19 protein-coding genes are annotated in these 18,495 nt (G+C 37.3%); 13 read left to right on the top strand and 6 right to left on the bottom strand.

Annotation, left to right across the window (positions count from 1 at the left end; translation table 11 throughout):
- The first annotated feature begins 12 nt into the window (after window positions 1-12).
- The 13 genes from GQ45_RS12760 (at window position 13) to GQ45_RS17635 (ending at window position 10,418) form a co-directional block, all read left to right on the top strand.
- Window positions 13-1,212, top strand: a complete 1,200-nt coding sequence (locus tag GQ45_RS12760) for an efflux RND transporter periplasmic adaptor subunit (RefSeq protein WP_047418590.1) — start codon at window positions 13-15, stop codon at window positions 1,210-1,212.
- A gap of 33 nt (window positions 1,213-1,245) precedes the next feature.
- Entirely contained in the window at window positions 1,246-1,461 is a 216-nt protein-coding gene (locus GQ45_RS12765) for a hypothetical protein (protein WP_047418592.1), read from the top strand.
- Window positions 1,462-1,514: 53 nt separating this feature from the next.
- Window positions 1,515-2,204: a HupE/UreJ family protein gene (locus GQ45_RS12770; protein ID WP_047418594.1), complete on the top strand. Its 690-nt coding sequence runs from the start codon at window positions 1,515-1,517 to the stop codon at window positions 2,202-2,204.
- Between the two features lie 11 nt (window positions 2,205-2,215).
- Window positions 2,216-2,848: a hypothetical protein gene (locus tag GQ45_RS12775; RefSeq protein ID WP_047418596.1), complete on the top strand. Its 633-nt coding sequence runs from the start codon at window positions 2,216-2,218 to the stop codon at window positions 2,846-2,848.
- Between the two features lie 106 nt (window positions 2,849-2,954).
- On the top strand, window positions 2,955-4,187 hold the full coding sequence (locus tag GQ45_RS12780) for an MFS transporter (protein ID WP_047418598.1): 1,233 nt from the start codon (window positions 2,955-2,957) through the stop codon (window positions 4,185-4,187).
- A 4-nt stretch (window positions 4,188-4,191) separates the two neighbouring features.
- Complete coding sequence (locus GQ45_RS12785) at window positions 4,192-4,440, top strand: (2Fe-2S) ferredoxin domain-containing protein (RefSeq protein ID WP_047418600.1); 249 nt, start codon at window positions 4,192-4,194, stop codon at window positions 4,438-4,440.
- A gap of 365 nt (window positions 4,441-4,805) precedes the next feature.
- The gene (locus tag GQ45_RS18045) at window positions 4,806-5,132 is read left to right on the top strand and encodes a hypothetical protein (RefSeq protein WP_156125439.1); all 327 of its coding nucleotides are present in this window, start codon (window positions 4,806-4,808) and stop codon (window positions 5,130-5,132) included.
- 538 nt (window positions 5,133-5,670) lie between these two features.
- Entirely contained in the window at window positions 5,671-6,015 is a 345-nt protein-coding gene (locus tag GQ45_RS12795) for a single-stranded DNA-binding protein (protein WP_047418602.1), read from the top strand.
- 78 nt (window positions 6,016-6,093) lie between these two features.
- The gene (locus GQ45_RS12800; RefSeq protein WP_047418603.1) at window positions 6,094-6,474 is read left to right on the top strand and encodes a DUF6876 family protein; all 381 of its coding nucleotides are present in this window, start codon (window positions 6,094-6,096) and stop codon (window positions 6,472-6,474) included.
- Window positions 6,475-7,115: 641 nt separating this feature from the next.
- Window positions 7,116-7,496 carry a BfmA/BtgA family mobilization protein gene (locus GQ45_RS12805; protein WP_047418605.1) on the top strand — a complete coding sequence of 127 codons (381 nt, stop codon included), beginning with the start codon at window positions 7,116-7,118 and terminating at the stop codon, window positions 7,494-7,496.
- Window positions 7,497-7,507: 11 nt separating this feature from the next.
- The gene (gene mobB / locus GQ45_RS12810; protein ID WP_047418607.1) at window positions 7,508-8,539 is read left to right on the top strand and encodes a MobB family relaxase; all 1,032 of its coding nucleotides are present in this window, start codon (window positions 7,508-7,510) and stop codon (window positions 8,537-8,539) included.
- Window positions 8,540-8,554: 15 nt separating this feature from the next.
- Window positions 8,555-10,129 carry a type IV secretory system conjugative DNA transfer family protein gene (locus tag GQ45_RS12815; protein ID WP_047418608.1) on the top strand — a complete coding sequence of 525 codons (1,575 nt, stop codon included), beginning with the start codon at window positions 8,555-8,557 and terminating at the stop codon, window positions 10,127-10,129.
- A 106-nt stretch (window positions 10,130-10,235) separates the two neighbouring features.
- The gene (locus GQ45_RS17635) at window positions 10,236-10,418 is read left to right on the top strand and encodes a hypothetical protein (protein ID WP_052188224.1); all 183 of its coding nucleotides are present in this window, start codon (window positions 10,236-10,238) and stop codon (window positions 10,416-10,418) included.
- Window positions 10,419-10,456: 38 nt separating this feature from the next.
- On the opposite strand, the gene GQ45_RS12825 is transcribed toward GQ45_RS17635, so the two are convergent.
- From GQ45_RS12825 to GQ45_RS12850, 6 genes are all read right to left on the bottom strand, one after another.
- The gene (locus GQ45_RS12825; protein WP_081980920.1) at window positions 10,457-11,245 is read right to left on the bottom strand and encodes an RteC domain-containing protein; all 789 of its coding nucleotides are present in this window, start codon (window positions 11,243-11,245) and stop codon (window positions 10,457-10,459) included.
- Window positions 11,246-11,309: 64 nt separating this feature from the next.
- Window positions 11,310-12,524: an MFS transporter gene (locus tag GQ45_RS12830; RefSeq protein WP_047418610.1), complete on the bottom strand. Its 1,215-nt coding sequence runs from the start codon at window positions 12,522-12,524 to the stop codon at window positions 11,310-11,312.
- Window positions 12,525-14,642 carry a copper-translocating P-type ATPase gene (locus tag GQ45_RS12835; protein ID WP_047418611.1) on the bottom strand — a complete coding sequence of 706 codons (2,118 nt, stop codon included), beginning with the start codon at window positions 14,640-14,642 and terminating at the stop codon, window positions 12,525-12,527.
- An 18-nt stretch (window positions 14,643-14,660) separates the two neighbouring features.
- Window positions 14,661-14,954, bottom strand: a complete 294-nt coding sequence (locus GQ45_RS12840) for a hypothetical protein (RefSeq protein WP_031427471.1) — start codon at window positions 14,952-14,954, stop codon at window positions 14,661-14,663.
- A 505-nt stretch (window positions 14,955-15,459) separates the two neighbouring features.
- Window positions 15,460-15,771, bottom strand: a complete 312-nt coding sequence (locus tag GQ45_RS12845; RefSeq protein ID WP_231555201.1) for a hypothetical protein — start codon at window positions 15,769-15,771, stop codon at window positions 15,460-15,462.
- Between the two features lie 275 nt (window positions 15,772-16,046).
- A complete protein-coding gene (locus GQ45_RS12850; RefSeq protein WP_047418617.1) occupies window positions 16,047-18,494 on the bottom strand; it encodes a TonB-dependent receptor in 2,448 nt (815 codons plus the stop codon).
- Between the last annotated feature and the right edge of the window lies 1 nt (window position 18,495).

Genomic DNA, 18,495 nt, shown 5'->3' on the forward strand with positions numbered 1-18,495 from the left:
AACATAAAAAAGATGAAAATTAAATTCAATACAAAAATTTTGCTACTCATTTTATCCACCCTATTTATGATGGCTTGTGGCAATAAGGATTCCGAAAAAGCGGAAGGTTCCAAAGAATCTTCAATGAATGTAGAGCAACCAGTTGCAACTGGAACCAAACAAATCACTTTTACCAAAGACCAATACAATCTTGCCGGAATTGAAACCGGTGCGATTGAAATGCGGAATTTAAGTAATATCATAAAACTAAATGGAACCATAGATGTTGAGCCTGAAAGTATGGCTTCTGTATCTGCACCTTTAGGAGGTTATTTAAAAACGGCTGGCAGATTGCCCGGTGAAGCAATTAAAAAAGGGCAAATCTTGGCAACCATTGAAAATCCTGAATTTATCCAAATCCAACAGGGCTATTTAGAAAGTTTAAGCAGACTTCAATTTCTTGAAGAAGAATTTAATCGACAAAAGAAATTGAGAGAGGAGGACATCAATTCAGCAAAAACATTTCAACAGGTTTCTTCTGATTATAAAATAACACAAGGAAGAGTGAAGGCATACGAACAGCAGCTTGCGCTTGCGGGAATAAGTAGAAGTTCTGTCCAAAATGGCAATATAACACGAACCGCAAATCTTTATGCGCCAATTTCAGGTTTTATAAAAGCGAGCAATGTAAATATTGGGGATTATGTATCACCACAGGATGTTCTATTTGAAATTGTCGATTTAAACGATATTCATTTGGCATTGAATGCCTTTGAAAAAGATTTGGGAAAGTTGGAGATTGGTCAAACCGTTAAATTTTCACTTTCTGATGACAATACCTTCAATCGTACTGCCGAGGTTTTCTTAATTGGAAAAGCGACTGGTAGTGACCGTATGACGCCAGTTTATAGCCATTTAAACAAAGAAGACAAAAAAGGATTATTACCAGGAATGTACGTAAAGGCTTGGGTAGAAAGCGGCACAAACAAGCAAAATGCAATCCCTTCAGAAGCTTTAGTTCAATATGAAGGAAAAGATTTTGTAGTTCTTCAAACCGAAGAAACCGAAGGTGGTTATACATTCAAATTAGAACAGGTTAAAAAAGGAATTGAGCAGGAAGGGTACACGGCTATAACATTTGCTGATGGTGCTACTGTTCAAAATTTTAAACCTGTTGTTAAAAACGCTTATTCCATCTTGTCTGCATTAAGAAATTCTGAAGAGGAAGAATAATTTAAAAATCAATAACAATATAAATTAAACATTATGAAAAAAGTACTTTTTATCGCAATCATTAGCTTAACGCTATTAGCATCTTGCAGAGAAACCAATAAAAATAAGGACGTAGAAACTCAAAATACTGAAACAACCTTAAGCCCAGAAGAAATGAGCCAAAGAGAAGATAGCTTGAAAATGGTAAGGGAAGAAAATCGCAGATTGGACAGCATCCAACAAGTCAAATCCCACGGGCACGCCCATTAATAACCATAGTTCCATTGCACTGCGATGTGCAATGGGACTTAAACAATTTTATTATGAAAATCAAAAATATATACGTCTTCCTCATTCTGTTTCTATACGGAGCATTTGGTTCAATGGCGTATGCTCACGGAGTAGATGAAGACACGCAAACATTTTTATTAGGAAATAGTGGTGTTGCATTTGGCCCTTTTCTTTATATAGGAGCGAAACATATGATTACAGGTTATGACCATCTGCTATTTTTGGTCGGCGTTATTTTCTTTCTGTATAAACCGAAAGAAGTGCTTTTATATGTTAGCTTTTTTACCATTGGTCATAGTACCACGTTGTTATTAGGCGTTTTAGCCGATATTAATATTAATGCATTCTTAATAGATGCTATCATTGCGCTCTCTATTGTATATAAGGGATTCGACAATTTGGGAGGTTTCAAACGTTTCTTTGGCAAACAACCTAACACGAAAGCAGCAGTTTTGATATTCGGTCTGTTTCACGGGTTTGGTCTTGCCAGTAAACTGCAAGAATTTAAGTTTGATAAAGAAGGCCTTTTTACTAACCTAATTGGGTTCAATATAGGTGTAGAAATAGGACAATTTATTGCTTTGGCAGTTGTGTTAATCCTAATAACAATTTGGAGAAGGCAACCCAGTTTTATGAAATTTTCAACAATTACAAATACAGCACTTATGGCAGCGGGTTTTTTATTGCTCGGCTTCCAATTAACAGGCTATTTTACATCTTAAAAAAAATTATTATGTCAGAAATGAAACACCCAATATTGGAAAAAAGTAAAATTATAAAGGCAACCATCATAGCATTAGTTGTTGGAGCAATTCTTTTGGTTGTTGCAGTATTACCTGCGGAATATGGTATAGACCCAACAGGGGCAGGCAAAATTTTAGGGTTTAGTAAACTCTATGTGCCTGAAAGCAATCAAACTGATGGTTTGGGAACGATGGTATCAACATCTAACCTTCCACTAATAAAACTCGAAAAAGCTGGGTCAGGACCCGATGTCGCTCGACCTATAGAGGCAGATTTTCCTGCACCCGAAGAACAATTAGCTATACGCGAGGATGAAACCAAAGTGGTAGTTCCCGCAGGAAAAGGCATTGAATTTAAAATAAATATGCTTAAATACGGAACAATGAAATATGAATGGACAACTGCCAACAACGAAGTTCTTTACTTTGATTTTCACGGCGAGGTAAAACAAAAAGAGGAGGTTAAAGAGGTTTATTTTGAAAGTTATACGATTTCAAATTCCCATAATATGGTTGGCACTTTTTTAGCCCCTTATGAAGGAAAACACGGTTGGTTTTTCAGAAATACGAGTAATGAAGATGTAACGGTAAACTTGAGGCTCAAAGGTCAGTATACATTATAACCTAAAGTCCTGCAATGGAAGGTTAATTTCTACGCCCAATTGAAACACCCTTCCATTCAGCAGGCACAAATTAAACTTTTGAACTCAATTAATATTTAGAGAATTAATGAAACTGTCAAAACTATTAGAGCCCTTCCAAGCTTTACGTAATCGTTTATTCGCAAAACTTTATTTGGCACAGACCATCAGTTTATTGGGTGATGCCTTTACGTGGGTTGGATTGGCATTATTGGCATATCAATTCGGAGAAGAAAGGGCTGCCGTCATTTTGGCGACAGCGCTTACTTTAAGAGTGACCGCATTTATTATTTTTTCGCCTTTTGCAGGCGTATTGGCAGATAGGATAAGCCGAAAGAAAATACTATACACCACACATTTTATAAGAATGGTCATAGTTGGTTGTTTGCCTTTTGTAACCGAAGAATGGCAAATTTATGTCCTCATATTTCTTATGAACGTATTCAATGCGTTTTTCAGTCCGACGTATCGGTCTATTATTCCACAGGTTGTAGATAAATCCATTTACCGTCAAGCCATAGGTTTATCGGCAGCCACTTATCAATTGTTAGGAGTTATGGGACCAGGCTTGGCAGGAATTTTAGCCATCTGGTTGGGTGCAAGGGAAATATTTTTTGTCGATGCTGCTACTTTTGTTATTGCAGGCATTTTATTATTGAGCCTTCCAAAAAGTAAGTTGGATGTAGTTCCAGACGAAATCGAGGGTAAAATAAAGCCAACCACTTGGCAAGATGTTTTAAAGGGTATTAGACTACTATTTTCCAATCAATACGTGCGCTTCGCATTATTCATTGAATTTGTTTCTGCGGTTGCTGGCGCACTTATCTTGGTCAATACCATCGTATTGGTCAAAGGTGGATTGGACCTTACAGATAAAGATTACGGAATCATTATGGCAGCTTTCGGAATTGGCGCAACCGTAGCGGCATTTGTTTCCGGAGCAATTGATAAATCCAAATCTCGACGAGTCTCATTGATTGTTGGTGCGCTCGTATTGGGAATCGCCATCAGCGCTGCCAATTATTTAAATTTTTCTATGCTATTCGTCGTCTGGATTGTTGCTGGACTTGGTCAAAGCCTCGCAGAAATCCCATCTGAAACGCTGATAGGTGAAACAGTCCCACTTGAAGAACAGGGTAAAGTCTATGGCTCTCATTTTGCGTTTTCACATCTATGGTGGGCATTTGCATATCCGTTGGCAGGTTTTTTAGGAACGACATTCCCAAATCAAAGTTTCCTTTATGGAGGCATTATTACATTAGTAATTTTGGTACTGGTGGTAACTTTTTTAAGACCTAAAAAACATTCGTTACAAAAATAATATTATGGAAGATTCTAAAAATAATAAATCCGTCATTTATCGGTGTGACGGTGTAAAATGTCGAAAGAAAAAAGGAAAGCTTTTAGATTATTATATTAAGAAATACAAGTTAAAAAATAAAATTGAGGTTGACGATATGGACTGCAACAACAAGTGCGAACAAGCACCCGTTATGCACCTTCATCCAGAGGATATATGGTTTTCGGAAAAAGATTTAGGAACAATCGTTAAAAGACATATTTTAAATAAATAATTGGTTTAAATTGGAAACAAAAACACTTTCTTACATTGGTAGGGAGGTTTTTTTATGTAATCATTTGCCAAATCCCATTCAGCACATTCCCCTGCATTACGCAAAAAAGCTTCATTCCGGGAAAAGCGCTTCCCTATAAATATCTTGGACACAACTTCAAAGCTTCCGTTTTCCATTCCACTTGACCGTTCATTCCCGAGAAAAATCGGGAAGCGATCAAACTGCATTCCAACCTACACCTTCAAAGTCAAGTCCGCTTTAAATCCTGAATAATAAGAATTAATAGTTTTCTTAATCCGTTCAGCACATTCCCCTACATTTCGCCAAAAGCTACATTTCGAGAAAAGCGCTTCATTACAAAAGTCTTGGACACAACTCCAAAGCTGCCGATTTCCATTTCACTTGTCCGCCAGTTCCCGAGAAAAGTCGGGAAGCGACCAAACTCCATTCCCTTCTACACCTTTGAAGTTAAGTCCGCTTTAAATTCCACCCAAGAACAAAAACCATTTTCAAAACCCGCTCAGCACATTGCCGCTTCATTCCACGCTCGCCTGCTGAACAACGCAGGCAAGCACTCCATTACGGGCAAAGAGCTTCACTACAGAAGTCTTGGACACAATCCCCAATTTCAGCTTTCCATTTCGCTAATCCTTTCCGCTACTCTGGAAAGGAACCCTTCATTCCAGAGCTAAAATTGTGAATTAAGTCCGCCTTTTTAATAGGAAAGCCATCGGCTTGATTTTCTTGACAGGATTTTCGGCGCGGACTTCTTGAGCCCTTACTCGAAAATCCTTAAAAACCAAACCGCTGTCTTACACATTTTAAGGGGTTTATAATGGATAAAGCCTTTATTGTTTTTCGGGTCATCGAAAAACAGGTACGTCATAACCAATTCTAACCTGCCTGCCGGCAGGCAGGTGTAAACACAGCTACTTATCTCGCTTAACTGTCGGTACGCTCAAAAGCAACTGCGCTTAAAAGAATTGCTAATGCCCTTATGGAACTTGTCAAGACTATACAAGTTTTAGTGAAAAATAAGGTTTCTACTTCCTTGAATCCCACAAAAATCGGGATTACTACGTCGCAAACACTCCTGATTTATTCCCTAAAAGTCTTGACAAAACCCACTTTATCCATTGTGCGGTGCACGAAAGAAAAGAACAAACACCCCTTAAAATTTAATCTGTTTTAAATCAATAAGGGAAATATAAATCACTTAAATATTTTATTATGAGTACTATTAGAAATCACGTACAATTGATTGTAAATGTTGGTCAAGAGCCAACCATTACGAACCTTGAAAGCGGTAAGAAAGTAGCCCGCTTCTCACTCGCTACAAACGAGTATTACAAAGACAGCAAAGGCGAAAAGCAAACGGACACCAACTGGCATACCGTAGTAGCCTGGGGAAAAACCGCTGAAATTGTTGAGAAATTTATCGAAAAAGGCAAAGAGGTTGGAATTACAGGGAAACTAAAGACCCGAACTTACACCACCGATGATGGCAACCAACGCTATGTAACGGAAGTTGTAGCTGATGAAATCCTATTGTTGGGAAGTAAAAACGACAAGTAATCTTCAAAAATTAAGAGGGCGTAACCGTCGAGAGATGCGCCCTCTTTTTTCATTATTAACTCTTTAAATCAAATTAAAATGAAAGCACAAGTTAACGAAATAAAAGAGCGATTGCAATATTTTACGGGAACAGAAATGTTCTATCAAATCCCATTATTGCGAACCCGATTTACGGACGGACTGAAATATTTATCGGAAGTAGCAGAATGTTTTTGGCTCATTACTGACACGTCCGTAATTGCAAAAAGCCTTATGAACCGAAGCGAATTTGTAACCATAGACTTCAAAAGATTGCCCAAAGAAATACAGGATTATTCTGGTTACGAAGCCGAAATAATTTACAGCGATGGCAACGACAATATTTTGAAAAAACACGGTTACAGGGCAACCGATTTTCCACTCGACGAACTGCGGTTATTTTTTGTAAATGATACCCTGATGTTACCTAGCGAATACTAAAAAATAGGACGTTATGATATATCTGAATTTTACCGATTTGAATGAGGAAACACAAGAGCGATTACTTGCCAATTCCAAAGCGGATGTTCAGAAAAAATATGGCAAGGATATAATGGATTATGCAACCAACCATAATAGCAATTTGAACAAGACGTTGGACGAAGAGGCGTTGCGGAATTTGTATTCTTATAAATACATTTTCAACATATAGTTTTTTGAAATTTAAAGCAAGCACCTCTAAAATTTTAGGGGTGTTTTTGTGTGTAATTAAACCTACATCAAGAAAAAATCACTATCTTTATTTCGCTGAAATTCAGCATTCAAATTAAAGTAAGGTTATCCACTTTTCGACTTTCGCCGATACCCTTACACATCGAAAAATAACATATCGGAAAATCATTTTCCCTGAAAATGGCAATTGGCTTTTTAGCCAGATTGTATGGATTTTTGTCCCGCGAGCGGGACGAAAAGGAATAGCAAGAGGGTAACACGCTGCGCGATGTTTCGGATTCCTTTTCGTTTTCAAATAGCTGATAATCAGCGAATTGAATAAATTTTCAAATCTTGACAATCAACGATTTGCGACAAACGGGCTGTTAACGCCCATTTTTAGGGAAGATTTTGCGACAAATCGGCGAAATATGGACTCATTTATTGGAATTAGATTTAAAAAGGAAACTGCTAAACGTTTTCAAACTTTCTCACGTACTTACTTTAAATCGCACACCGAGGCGATGGCTACAATGCTCGATTTTTTCTTCTATAATGAAATTTCGCCAAAAGAAAAATTAGGTCCAACTGGGCGAACCATCGAAGCTAAATTACTCAAAAGAATCAATGCGGTTATTGCCATAATGCGTGATGTGGAAAAGACACAAACCAAACCTACGGTAGCTATGATTCAATCACTTTTTGAAACAGAAGAACCAGAAAAAAAACCGCTGATAGTAGAAAAGAAATATGCCGAAGAAAAGAAAGAGGTACGCTTTCGCGAAAAGCAAAATCCAAGTAACAAACTATAAATATTTGAGCTATGTATATCACAATCACACCTCAAAAATTAGGGGCAAATTATTCACAAAGTTCAGGCGATTTTGTAGGCTATTTAGAGAAAGAAAATAAAGGTCTGGAACAACAGGATATGGAACACTTTTTCAATCAATATGGCGACGAGATTTCCGCAGAAGAAGTGGTAAAGGAAATTGATGGAAACACCGCAAAATTGAAAAAGAAAGAACCGAAGTTTTATTCCATAACGGTCAGTCCTTCCAAGTATGAACTGAACAGATTACAGAACAGTCGTGAAGATTTAAAAACCTACACTCGTGAGCTGATGAAAGATTATGTTGCCAGCTTCAATCGGGAAATCAATGGGCGACCGATTACGATAGAGGATATAAAATACTACGCCAAAATTGAACATCAAAGAACTTTTAAGGGGACGGACTTTCAGATAAAAGAAAACCAACCTTTCGCCACAAAAATACTTCAACTCAAAACGGATATCCGAAATATTCAAGAAGGACGAGCTGAAGGGAACACTAAAAAGATGGAAAAGGAAATTGCCAAATTGGAACGCCAAGCGCCACATCAACAAAATGGAAAACGGATAGTACAGGGAATGCCCAAAGCGGGAAACCAAAGTCACATTCATATTATTGTGAGCCGTAAGGATGCTTCAAATTCTATAAGCCTTTCCCCAGGAAGTAAACACAAAGCATCCGAAGTAGAGATGCACGGAAAAAAAGTTAAGCGTGGTTTTGATAGAGATACATTTTTCGCAAAAGCGGAAAAAACATTTGATAAGACGTTTGGATATAAGCGCAATTATGCAGAGACCTACAAAGCTAAAAAGACCTTTGTAAAGAACCCAAACCTATATTTTTCCGCTTTGTTGAAACTGCCTGCCAATGAAAAAGCATTAGCTTTTAAAATGATAAGCAAATCAGGATTGCCCATAGTGCCGAGTATTCCGGTCACGCAGGCACTATTGGCAATGAAAATATTTAACAAGCTACGACGTGGTGCGGAAGTGGCCATCAAATCAAGTTCCATCGGAATCTAACTTAAAATTATACAAATGGACAATCTCGTAACAGTACTTTTTAGTATTAGTGTAGCCAGTGTTGTTTTCTATGGAATATTTCGGATTAGCAGATATGCATTTGTCGTCAATATTCTATTGATTGGAACTCTTGCGTATTATTTAAACGAACATTTACCATTGGTGCAAATAGCACTTTATTTTGTTTGTCCTCTGATATTAATTAATATAGGAATGTATGTTTTTCTACATAAAACTGACCATCCTAAAAATGGAAATGCCAAATATCAGGTCAATTTTGCCACTACAAAAGGCAACTTTAAACTGGACAACATCAAACGTGGTGCATCAATCATTGGTTCAGCCGGAAGCGGAAAGACCGAGAGTGTTGTGTACGGATTTCTGAAACACTTTCGGAAGGAAGGGTTTTGCGGGATTATTCACGATTACAAAGATTTTGAACTCACAGAAATGGCTTATCCACTTTTTAAGGATGGCGAAATCCCATTTAAGGTCATTTCCTTCGATAAAATCATCGATAGGGTAAATCCTATTGCGCCACGTTATTTAGAGAACGAGGAAAGCGTAAACGAGGTGTCAAGGGTATTAATTGAAAATCTTTTGGAGCAAAGAGAGTCAGGAACAACTGGCACAACAAAATTCTTCAATGATGCAGCGGAAGGCTTGATTGGTGGATTGATTTGGAAATTGAAAACCACCTATCCACAGTTTTGTACACTTCCACACTTGATTGCCATTTATCAATATCTGGACACGGAAAGCCTTATCCAGTTTTTGGAAACCAATACAACATCGAGGGCAATGGCAGATGCATTTATCAGTGGAAAAGATTCTGAACGACAGACCGCAGGTGTAAAGAGCACTCTGGCCAATGCCCTAAAACGAATTAGCACACAGCGAATTTTTATGACATTGTCTGCGGACGAAGTCCCTTTAAATATCAATCACATAGAAAACCCTGCTGTGATTTCGATAGTGAACAATCCAAAATTTGAAACATCCTATTCGCCAGTCATCGCCACGATTATTCACACTATAACCAAGCAAATGAGTATTCGCAACAGTAAGCCTTCATTTCTCTTGATGGAAGAAGCGCCTACCATTCGATTGTTGAATATGCACCGTATTCCTGCGACACTTCGGAGCTATAATATTTCTACGATTTATGTAATGCAGGACAAAATACAAAATGATATGATGTATGGCGATAAAGCGAGCAAGGCAATTTTGAGCAATCTTTCCTATCAATTTTTTGGCAAGGTCAACGACCCGGACACCGCAAAATATTACGATCGCTTTTTTGAAATTATCAAAGACCCGACCAAGAGCATTAGCCGTGGCCATAATCTGGATTTTGATACACGCATTACTACGGGCGAAAAGGAAATTCCAAAGATTAGGGCAGATGTGTTCTTCCGATTGAAGCAGGGCGAATTTATTACCTATGCTAATGGAAAGGATAAAAAGGTGCAGTTTAAATTGGAAAAAATTAAGAGGGAACTTCCGGAGAATACCAAGGTGTTTTCGAAAGCAGATTTAGAGGCTAATTTTGAGAGGATTTATGAGGAGGCGCGGTCGATATTTAATTAAAGTATTCATTGACTTACAATAGAATATGATTTTAACTCTGTTAAATTTGTTAAAAAATTTATCTTTGTAGCCATTAGAGTAGCTACCTAAATGCTGCTGAATAATTATGGCAGTACAAGAAAATCAATTATCCACTTGGGCAAATCAAGGTTCAATCACAACATCGTCTAAAACCTATGAGAGCATAAAAAACTGCATAGATGGGCTTAATTGGAATCCTGATATTTCTTTACAAGGTTCATATAAAATTCAACGAATATCTACGGCAACAGCGATGTTGATATTGTAGTAGAGTTTCAAAGTACATTCTTTTCGGACACATCAAATTTAGATGCTATTGGTAAAGAAGTCCACAATTCTTTTGGGCCAGGGAAATACACGTTGGAATCTTTCAAAAAAGCAATCGTTAAAAGGTTGGAAGTTAATACCAGCTGTACCACTTTTTATTGCGCCAGATGCCTGTAATGCATAAATTAACTCAATCAGGTCTGTTTTTGAAGCAGTCCAACCAAGTCGCTCACCGTTTGATAGAGTATTCAGCTTATTCGGTATGCCGTATGACAAATCCCTTAAATTACTTAACTCTTCAACGTAATGGCTTATTAATAGGTCATAGGCCATAATTTTGGCAATTACATTATCGTGGCTTGTGGAAAATTCAGCATCTGTATAAAAATGAGAAGTGTTTGATACCAAGCTAATTTTATCATTTCCTCGCAGAAAATAGAACTCATCCAGAAGTTCAGAATCCTCTCTATAATATTTAATGAAATCTATATTCCGTCGATTACTTTCTTGTAGCCTATTTATTTCTGAATCAATAAATTCCTGTTGAGATTTTATTATTCCCGCAGGTCTATTTATCAAGAAATTGTAGAGTTTGGCATAAAATTTCAGTCTGCTATATATGTAGGGTTTATGCTTTTTAAAGAATATTATTTCATTCTTTTTATCTACGAATTCATTTTCCCTTTCACAGATGCGTAATTTCTGCAAGTATTGTCTTGAAATAGAAATACCTTGTTCAACATTGTTGAAATCGTTTAGATTAGATTCCTCAACTACTTTTATTTCCTCTTTGTAATTGTCTAGTATTATATGAATTAACTTATGCAAAATATTTTTGGGGCTTTAGATTTGGGTTAATTATCAATAAGTAATGTTTGTATGTTATATCTTTTTACGGGGGATTTTTAAAAAAGAACAGACAACCAATAGCGAGCAAAACAATGCTACCAGCAATTATGAAAGGATAGTAAAAACCGCCTGCAATCAGCCAAGTTCCTAAAACGGGGCCTAGAATCTGACCAATACTATTGGTCGAACTCTGAATAGAAATATTCCTACCAGTATTTTTCTTTGATATCAATGAAACCGCAGAGAGCAAATTTGGTGTTACCATAGCGCCTCCAGCAGCAAAAACAACGATCAATCCATAGACTAAAAATTCATTGTTAAAAAATGGAAAGGCAATCAAGGATAAACCAGATATTAGTAACCCTAAAGCAATTTGTTTCTTTGTTGATAAAAACTTCTCTCCATAAGTAGCGAACACAGGTTGTAAAACAGCCATTATTGAACCACATAGCATAAAACCAATACCAACTTGATTACTATTAAATCCTAATTCATCTTTTCCGTAGATTGAAAAGACAGTTTCAAATAGCGTCACCACAAATTGGATAACAAACGATAGCACTAGTAATACGATAAAATATTTAGTAAATGTGAACCGCAAACTCACTTTTCGTGTTGTGAACTTATGTACGCGAGCGGTGTTTTTTAACCATTTCATCACAACCAAAAGGACAATCAATCCTAGTAGTGCAGCGAATAAAAAGGGCACTGAAAATCGGTCTAAATGTAGCAGGCCTATTTTATATTTTATATGAATATCAGTTTGGGACAGAAAGCCGCCAATGACAGGGCCGAAAATAACACCAGTGCTAATGGCAACACCAGACCAGGCCATTATTTTTGTTCTACGTTTTTCAGATGTAATATCACTTAAATATGCATTGCTAACTGGAATAACTGATGACGTAAAAATTCCACCAAAAATTCGAGCAATATATAGCATTGTCAAGGATGTGGCTAGGCCAGTAAGTAATTGCATAATTACAAAACCGATTAGTCCACAAATGATAATAGGTTTCCTGCCGTATCTGTCCGATAGTTTTCCCCAAACCACTACGAATAGTAACTGAAAAAATGGATAAATGCTTGTGAGCAATCCAATATGGAAATTGATAAGGTCGGTGTCAAGATTGTCTTTTAAAGCTAATCTTTCGGTATAGTAAGGAAGGGTTGGCAATAATATACCATAGCCCAACATCACTACAAACAAACTCAATAGAATTAAAAATATCCTGTTGAGTTTTTCTTTTCTATCCATTTAATTTTTACCGATTTTTCGCTTCAATAATTGCGCATTAATAGCCACTATAATTGTACTCAAACTCATAAATACCGCTGCTACAGCTGGTCCTAAAACAAAGCCAGAAGAGTATAGAACACCTGCAGCTAATGGAATGGCCACCACATTATACCCAGTTGCCCATATTAGGTTCTGAATCATTTTATTGTACGTAGCCTTTCCGAACAAAATTAGGTTTGCAATATCTTGTGGATTGCTATTTACCAATATAATATCGGCTGTTTCGGCGGCTACATCAGTACCAGAACCAACAGCGATTCCTACATCAGCTTTGGCAAGTGCGGGCGCATCGTTTACGCCATCTCCAGTCATAGCCACAAACTCTCCTTTGTTTTGTAACTCTTCTACAATTTCTACTTTTTGGTGTGGTAGCACTTCGGCATAATAGCCATCCAACCCTAATTTTTCACTCACAGCTTTGGCTGTTTTTTCGTTATCCCCAGTTGCCATCAAAACTTTGATATTGTTCTTTTTAAATATTTTTATAGCTTCCGCAGATTCAGGTCTTATTTCGTCAGCAAGTGCAATGTATCCTGCTAGTTGTCCTTCAATTAATACAAATACAACAGTTTCAGCAGCGTCACTATAAGCATCTTCAGGAATAGTTATTTTTTCATCCCTTAAATAACCAGGACTAACCACTTTTACTTGCTTTCCTTCTACATTTGCCTCTACACCTTTACCAGTGATCGCATTAAAGTTTTCAGGCTTTGGGATTGTAATATTGTCTTCTTTAACTTTTTTAATAATCCCAACAGCAATTGGATGTTCTGAACTTTGTTCCAACGCACTTGACAGTCTTAAGATTTCATCGTTTGAATAGGACACATTTACAGATTTGATTCGAGTAACGCCAAAGTCCCCTTTGGTCAAAGTCCCTGTTTTGTCAAATAGTAAGGCGGATATCTTACGTGATTCTTCAAAGGCAGTTCTATTACGGATTAATAATCCATTTTGTGCAGATACAGCAGTAGAAATGGCAACTACAAGAGGAATTGCAAGACCCAATGCGTGTGGACAAGCGATGACCATAACGGTAACCATTCTTTCTAATGCATACACAAACGGAAAGCCTAAAATCAGCCAAATTGCCAACGTACCAAAACCAATAGCCAAAGCTATATAAGTCAACCATTTTGCTGCCCTATCGGAAAGGTTTTGCATTTTAGATTTGGTCTTTTGTGCTTCCTCAACCATCGTAATAACCTTATTGAGATAGCTGTCTTTTCCTGTATGTTCCACCTTTACCTTTAAAGTGCTATTGCCATTTACTGAACCACCTATTACCTTATCCTTTTCTTCTTTTTTTACAGGCTTGGACTCCCCTGTAAGCATTGATTCGTTTAAATAACTTGAACCTTCTACTATGATACCATCAGCTGGAACTTTCTCTCCTGGCTTTACCAAAATCACGTCATTTTTCAACAAATCTTCAAGTGGTATATCTTCAATAGTGTCGCCTTTTACCCTGTGAGCTTCGGCAGGCATTATACTAACTAAAAGCTGTAATGCTTTTGAAGCGCCTAATACACTTTTCATTTCTATCCAATGACCAACAAGCATAATAGCAATTAGTGTTGACAGCTCCCAGAAAAAGTCAACTCCTCGTAAACCAAAGACAGTTGCAGAACTGTAGAAATAGGCGACACTTATAGCCATAGATATAAGTGTCATCATACCAGGTGCACCATTCTTTATTTCGGAAACAAATCCTTTAAGAAAAGGCCAACCACCATAAAAATATACAACAGTGGAAAGTGCAAAAAGGATGTATGGATTTCCTGGAAGTAAAAATTCATAACCAAAAAATTCTTGAATCATTGGTGAGAAGAACAATATGGGGATGGTAAGCACGAGTGTTACCCAAAACCGTTGTCTAAAGTCTGCAATCATCATTTTATGATGGTCGTGACCCATTTGTCCGTGACCCGGATTATGACCCGAATGGTCTCCATCTCCATTTTTCATTTTGGAATGATCCATTTTGGAATGATCTTCTTTTTCGTGGTTCATTTTAGAATGATCCATTTTCGAATGGTCCATTTCGTTGTTTTTGTGCTGCTCGTGATTTTCCATTATAGTATTGTTTAAGTGTTATCGTAATTTTTTTCTCATTGCTTCCGATATGTTTTCGGCATAGACGCCATAAGCATCAACTAAAAGACCTTTAAGCCCTTTTTTGGAAGATATTGCATATAAAATGCTGTTATCATCGGTACTGCTCATTCCTTCAAAGCGATATATTTTATCCACATTAAAATCTTCTGGTCGAATCTCAATTTTCAGGGAAGCACATTCCAGACATTCAGGTTTTAAGTTGAAATCATAAGGGTATTCGTTTGCCTGTAAATCGTTAATAGCTTCTGAAAGGGTGTCATAATTTTTCATTTATAAGTCATTGTAAAATAACTGTTGTCTTCTTCGGTAAATTTTTGAAAGGTCAATAGACCTTGTGCATTTAATTTCTCGTTAACAGTATAATTGAGTTGCTTAATGCGAATTCCCAAGGCATAGGCCTTAATGTTGATTTTTGCTACCGTAGATCAGGTACTTTTTTCAAGATACCTACAATTTTATTCACGGGTTTTATAAGTGCTCAACCAATGATCTTCCTAATATTAAGGAAGAACAGTCACTTTGATGCTCCTGTGACTTCTGCTTAATTACTTTTAGGCAGCGATTACGTACCATACTCATAATCCAAAATGCTTTTTAATTGCTTATAGTAAATAAAATTATCATTGAGTTTTAAGTTAATGGTTTGAAAAGTCTATATCTTACAGGGTTAATAATATTTTGTGATGCTGAAAATAGAGTACAACAAATGTTAGCCAGAAGTGAAACTTTGGCTATAGAGGGAATGCAGATTAAAGTCAATCTGCGATGTAGAAAATCAAATTAAGAAGGTCTCGTTGAGAATTATAATATCTGTAGATAATAAAGGCGGCCTGTAGGTTTTAAAAGAAATGACGTTTTCTTCTAGCCCCTCGAACAGATTAATATAAGTATTAAAAAAAGTATTTATGAAAACTAAAGTATCAATCTCTAAAATTGTATTGGACTTCTTAAAGGTGTCATCTCCTTCTTTTACAATGGTTTGATTATCGCAACAACTTTTCTCTTGTATGGAAGTACATTGCTTGTAATTATTATCTTTTTTTTGTACAATCTCCATACAGGATTCTGCCTTACTAAAAAAAGCCATATCCACCAATTTATTACAGCAAAAGTGCATATCCACCGTGAAAGAAGAAGTAGAAAACAGTATAAAAACTGCTAAAAAAAAGATAGTATTTTGGTAAAAAAAGATTTCACAGTATTAATAAATTTTGTCTAACATTAAATGTTTTCGTAAATTAAATGCTGCTGTTTAACAAGCTTGTTATCAAATTTTTATGAATTAACAGCAAAATTAATTAATGCGAAGATAATTTTAAAGGTTCAACAGAAATATGATTTTTGTCATTAATGCAGATTAACTCAAAATTTAAGTTGTAAGAGCACATATATGGTTCGTGGTAAACTTGGTATGATCCCTGGGCCCGGATAGCCCGTCGCACGGCGTGTAAAATAACTTTCGTTCAAAACATTGTTGACCCCCGCTTCCAGTTTAAACCGATTATAGGTATAGGAAAAAGAAAGATCCATAATATTATAGGCAGGTATTTCACCTACAATACCACTCTGGCTTTGAAAATCCCTGGGCGAATTGGTGGCATCGGTAAACTGTTGGCCCAAATAAGTATATTGCAAACTACCCAAAAAGTCTTTATACCCAAAATTTAATCCTGTTTTTAGGTTAATACCGGGAATGAACTCCACTTTTTTGCCCTTCACATTGTTTTCTTGGGAAGAGGTGTATTTTGAATCTGTAAGGGCCAGGTTGACAAAAGTACCGAGTTTGATATCGTTTTTTTCTGTGGACAGGGTTTCCCATATATTCCAGTCCACAAAACTTTCAATGCCATAGGTAATGGCATCCCCTATGTTCCCTCTAAACCGCTCCTGTTGGATATCACTTACTTCCCGTAATATCACACCCAAACGATCTTTGTAATTTAAAAAAAATGCTCCCACATCATAGGAAAGGTATTTCTTTATTCGCCCGCGAGCCCCTATATCAAAAGTATATCCTTGCTCATCTTTGATGTTGGGATCTACGGTCAATGACGGATTGGTAATTCTAATATCATTAAAAGTAACCGAGCGGTAATTCTGGCTTATATTCCCATATAGTTCAACCGTTTTATGGGGTTTATAACTTAGCCCAACACCCAATAAAATAAAAGAACGTTCAAGATCACGGTTATCCGCCACATCTTCGTTTAAGATGGGGTTACCTGCAATATCAAAGTTGATCCGTTTAAATTCGCCCCTACTTCTAGTCTTTATATATTCAAACCGTAGCCCAGGAGTTACCGAAATTTTTTCGGAGAACTTAAAGACATTTTCGGAAAACAGGGCAAGGTTCAAGTTCGGAAACCTAAAATCGCTTTGCCTTGGGTAGTTGGGGTAGGTCTGTTCTTCAAAATTAAAATTGGCATTGCTACCGTTGCTGCCTGGCCCCTGCCGCTCTGTATTATTGGATTGATAGTACTTTCCACCAAAAAGCACCGTATTCTCTTTTCCGAAGAAATTATACCGGGTCAACAAACGGGCCTCTGCCCCCCAGTTGTTAAAATTACCTACTATCAATTCCCTTGGAGCCTCCAGATCATCCTCCTGTGAAACCCTGTTTTCGCGAAAACCAACCGATTTCCTATAGGCATCCAAGGCAAAGAGGTTGAGGCTAAAATCGGTTTTATTGCTCAAAGCGTGTTCCAATCGCATAGCATATAATTTCCAATCTACATTAAACCAGTTTCGGGTTCGGTTGCTAAACGTGGGGTCTTCCTCAAACTGTTCATCGGTAAGACCGCCCGGTTGCTGTGCCAAATAGTTTAAATAGCTTACCTCAAAGGAAATTTTGGTCCTTTCTGTAGGCGAATAATCCAAATGTACGTAGCCATTGAAGGATTCAAACTGGGAGTTGGGACGAAAACTATTTCCTTTTTTATAGTTGAAAAAAGTATAATAACCTACCTTGCCCAAGGTCCCGCCTAAACTGTTAAAACTGGTGAACAAGTTGTAAGAACCCAAGGATTGCCGGGATATCCACTCTATTTTCTTGTTGGGATCGGGTTGTTTCAGTTTAAAATTGATAAGGCCTCCAAATTGTGTCCCATACTGCAAAGATGCCGCACCGCGTACCACTTCGATCTCTGAAATGGATTCAGCCGGCGGTGTATAGTAACTTTCGGGATATCCCAGTACATCTGCAGAGATGTCATAACCATTTTGTCTTGTATTGAAGTTTGCACTGCGGTTGGGATTGAGGCCACGCCCACCAATATTCAATTGCAGTCCGGCATCGTTGTTTTCGTAGATATTGAGCCCGACTACTTGGGAGTATATCTGCCTGGCATTACCGCCGGCAAGGTTAGCGGTAAGGTTGCTTACCAATACCACTTCGCTCTTCTTGCCCGCATAAATAGCAGTTCCCTCAACGTCCCTTAATCGTTTTAGGGCGAAAAGGCGTTCTTTTCTTTGGGTTACCACTACTTCAGAAAGTTCTATGCCCAAAGATTCAAGTTCAAAGTTCAGTGACGTATCATCGGAAATGCTAACCTCGTGATCCAGTATAGCATACTCGTAGGCAAATACGGTAAAATTATAGGTCCCTTTTGGAATGTCCTGAAATTTGAAATCCCCAAAATCATTCGTGATGGTTGATTTTCTTAGAGTAGTGAGAAACACTTCGGCATTTGGGACAGGTTCGTTGGAAGCTGCAGAAACTACTTTTCCCTGAACCACATATTGTGCAAACATTGCAGAACTTGTGAAGGCAAAAAATAGGGTTGCGATTATATGTTCTTTTTTTAAATACATT

The organism is Cellulophaga sp. Hel_I_12 (assembly GCF_000799565.1).
Classification (GTDB): domain Bacteria; phylum Bacteroidota; class Bacteroidia; order Flavobacteriales; family Flavobacteriaceae; genus Cellulophaga.

Coding starts and splice junctions, on each gene's coding strand:
- GQ45_RS12760 (WP_047418590.1), top strand. CDS start 13: ATGAAAATTAAATTCAATACAAAAATTTTGCTACTCATTTTATCCACC.
- GQ45_RS12765 (WP_047418592.1), top strand. CDS start 1,246: ATGAAAAAAGTACTTTTTATCGCAATCATTAGCTTAACGCTATTAGCA.
- GQ45_RS12770 (WP_047418594.1), top strand. CDS start 1,515: ATGAAAATCAAAAATATATACGTCTTCCTCATTCTGTTTCTATACGGA.
- GQ45_RS12775 (WP_047418596.1), top strand. CDS start 2,216: ATGTCAGAAATGAAACACCCAATATTGGAAAAAAGTAAAATTATAAAG.
- GQ45_RS12780 (WP_047418598.1), top strand. CDS start 2,955: ATGAAACTGTCAAAACTATTAGAGCCCTTCCAAGCTTTACGTAATCGT.
- GQ45_RS12785 (WP_047418600.1), top strand. CDS start 4,192: ATGGAAGATTCTAAAAATAATAAATCCGTCATTTATCGGTGTGACGGT.
- GQ45_RS12795 (WP_047418602.1), top strand. CDS start 5,671: ATGAGTACTATTAGAAATCACGTACAATTGATTGTAAATGTTGGTCAA.
- GQ45_RS12800 (WP_047418603.1), top strand. CDS start 6,094: ATGAAAGCACAAGTTAACGAAATAAAAGAGCGATTGCAATATTTTACG.
- GQ45_RS12805 (WP_047418605.1), top strand. CDS start 7,116: ATGGACTCATTTATTGGAATTAGATTTAAAAAGGAAACTGCTAAACGT.
- mobB (WP_047418607.1), top strand. CDS start 7,508: ATGTATATCACAATCACACCTCAAAAATTAGGGGCAAATTATTCACAA.
- GQ45_RS12815 (WP_047418608.1), top strand. CDS start 8,555: ATGGACAATCTCGTAACAGTACTTTTTAGTATTAGTGTAGCCAGTGTT.
- GQ45_RS17635 (WP_052188224.1), top strand. CDS start 10,236: ATGGCAGTACAAGAAAATCAATTATCCACTTGGGCAAATCAAGGTTCA.
- GQ45_RS12830 (WP_047418610.1), bottom strand. CDS start 12,524: ATGGATAGAAAAGAAAAACTCAACAGGATATTTTTAATTCTATTGAGT.
- GQ45_RS12835 (WP_047418611.1), bottom strand. CDS start 14,642: ATGGAAAATCACGAGCAGCACAAAAACAACGAAATGGACCATTCGAAA.
- GQ45_RS12840 (WP_031427471.1), bottom strand. CDS start 14,954: ATGAAAAATTATGACACCCTTTCAGAAGCTATTAACGATTTACAGGCA.
- GQ45_RS12845 (WP_231555201.1), bottom strand. CDS start 15,771: ATGGCTTTTTTTAGTAAGGCAGAATCCTGTATGGAGATTGTACAAAAA.
- GQ45_RS12850 (WP_047418617.1), bottom strand. CDS start 18,494: ATGTATTTAAAAAAAGAACATATAATCGCAACCCTATTTTTTGCCTTC.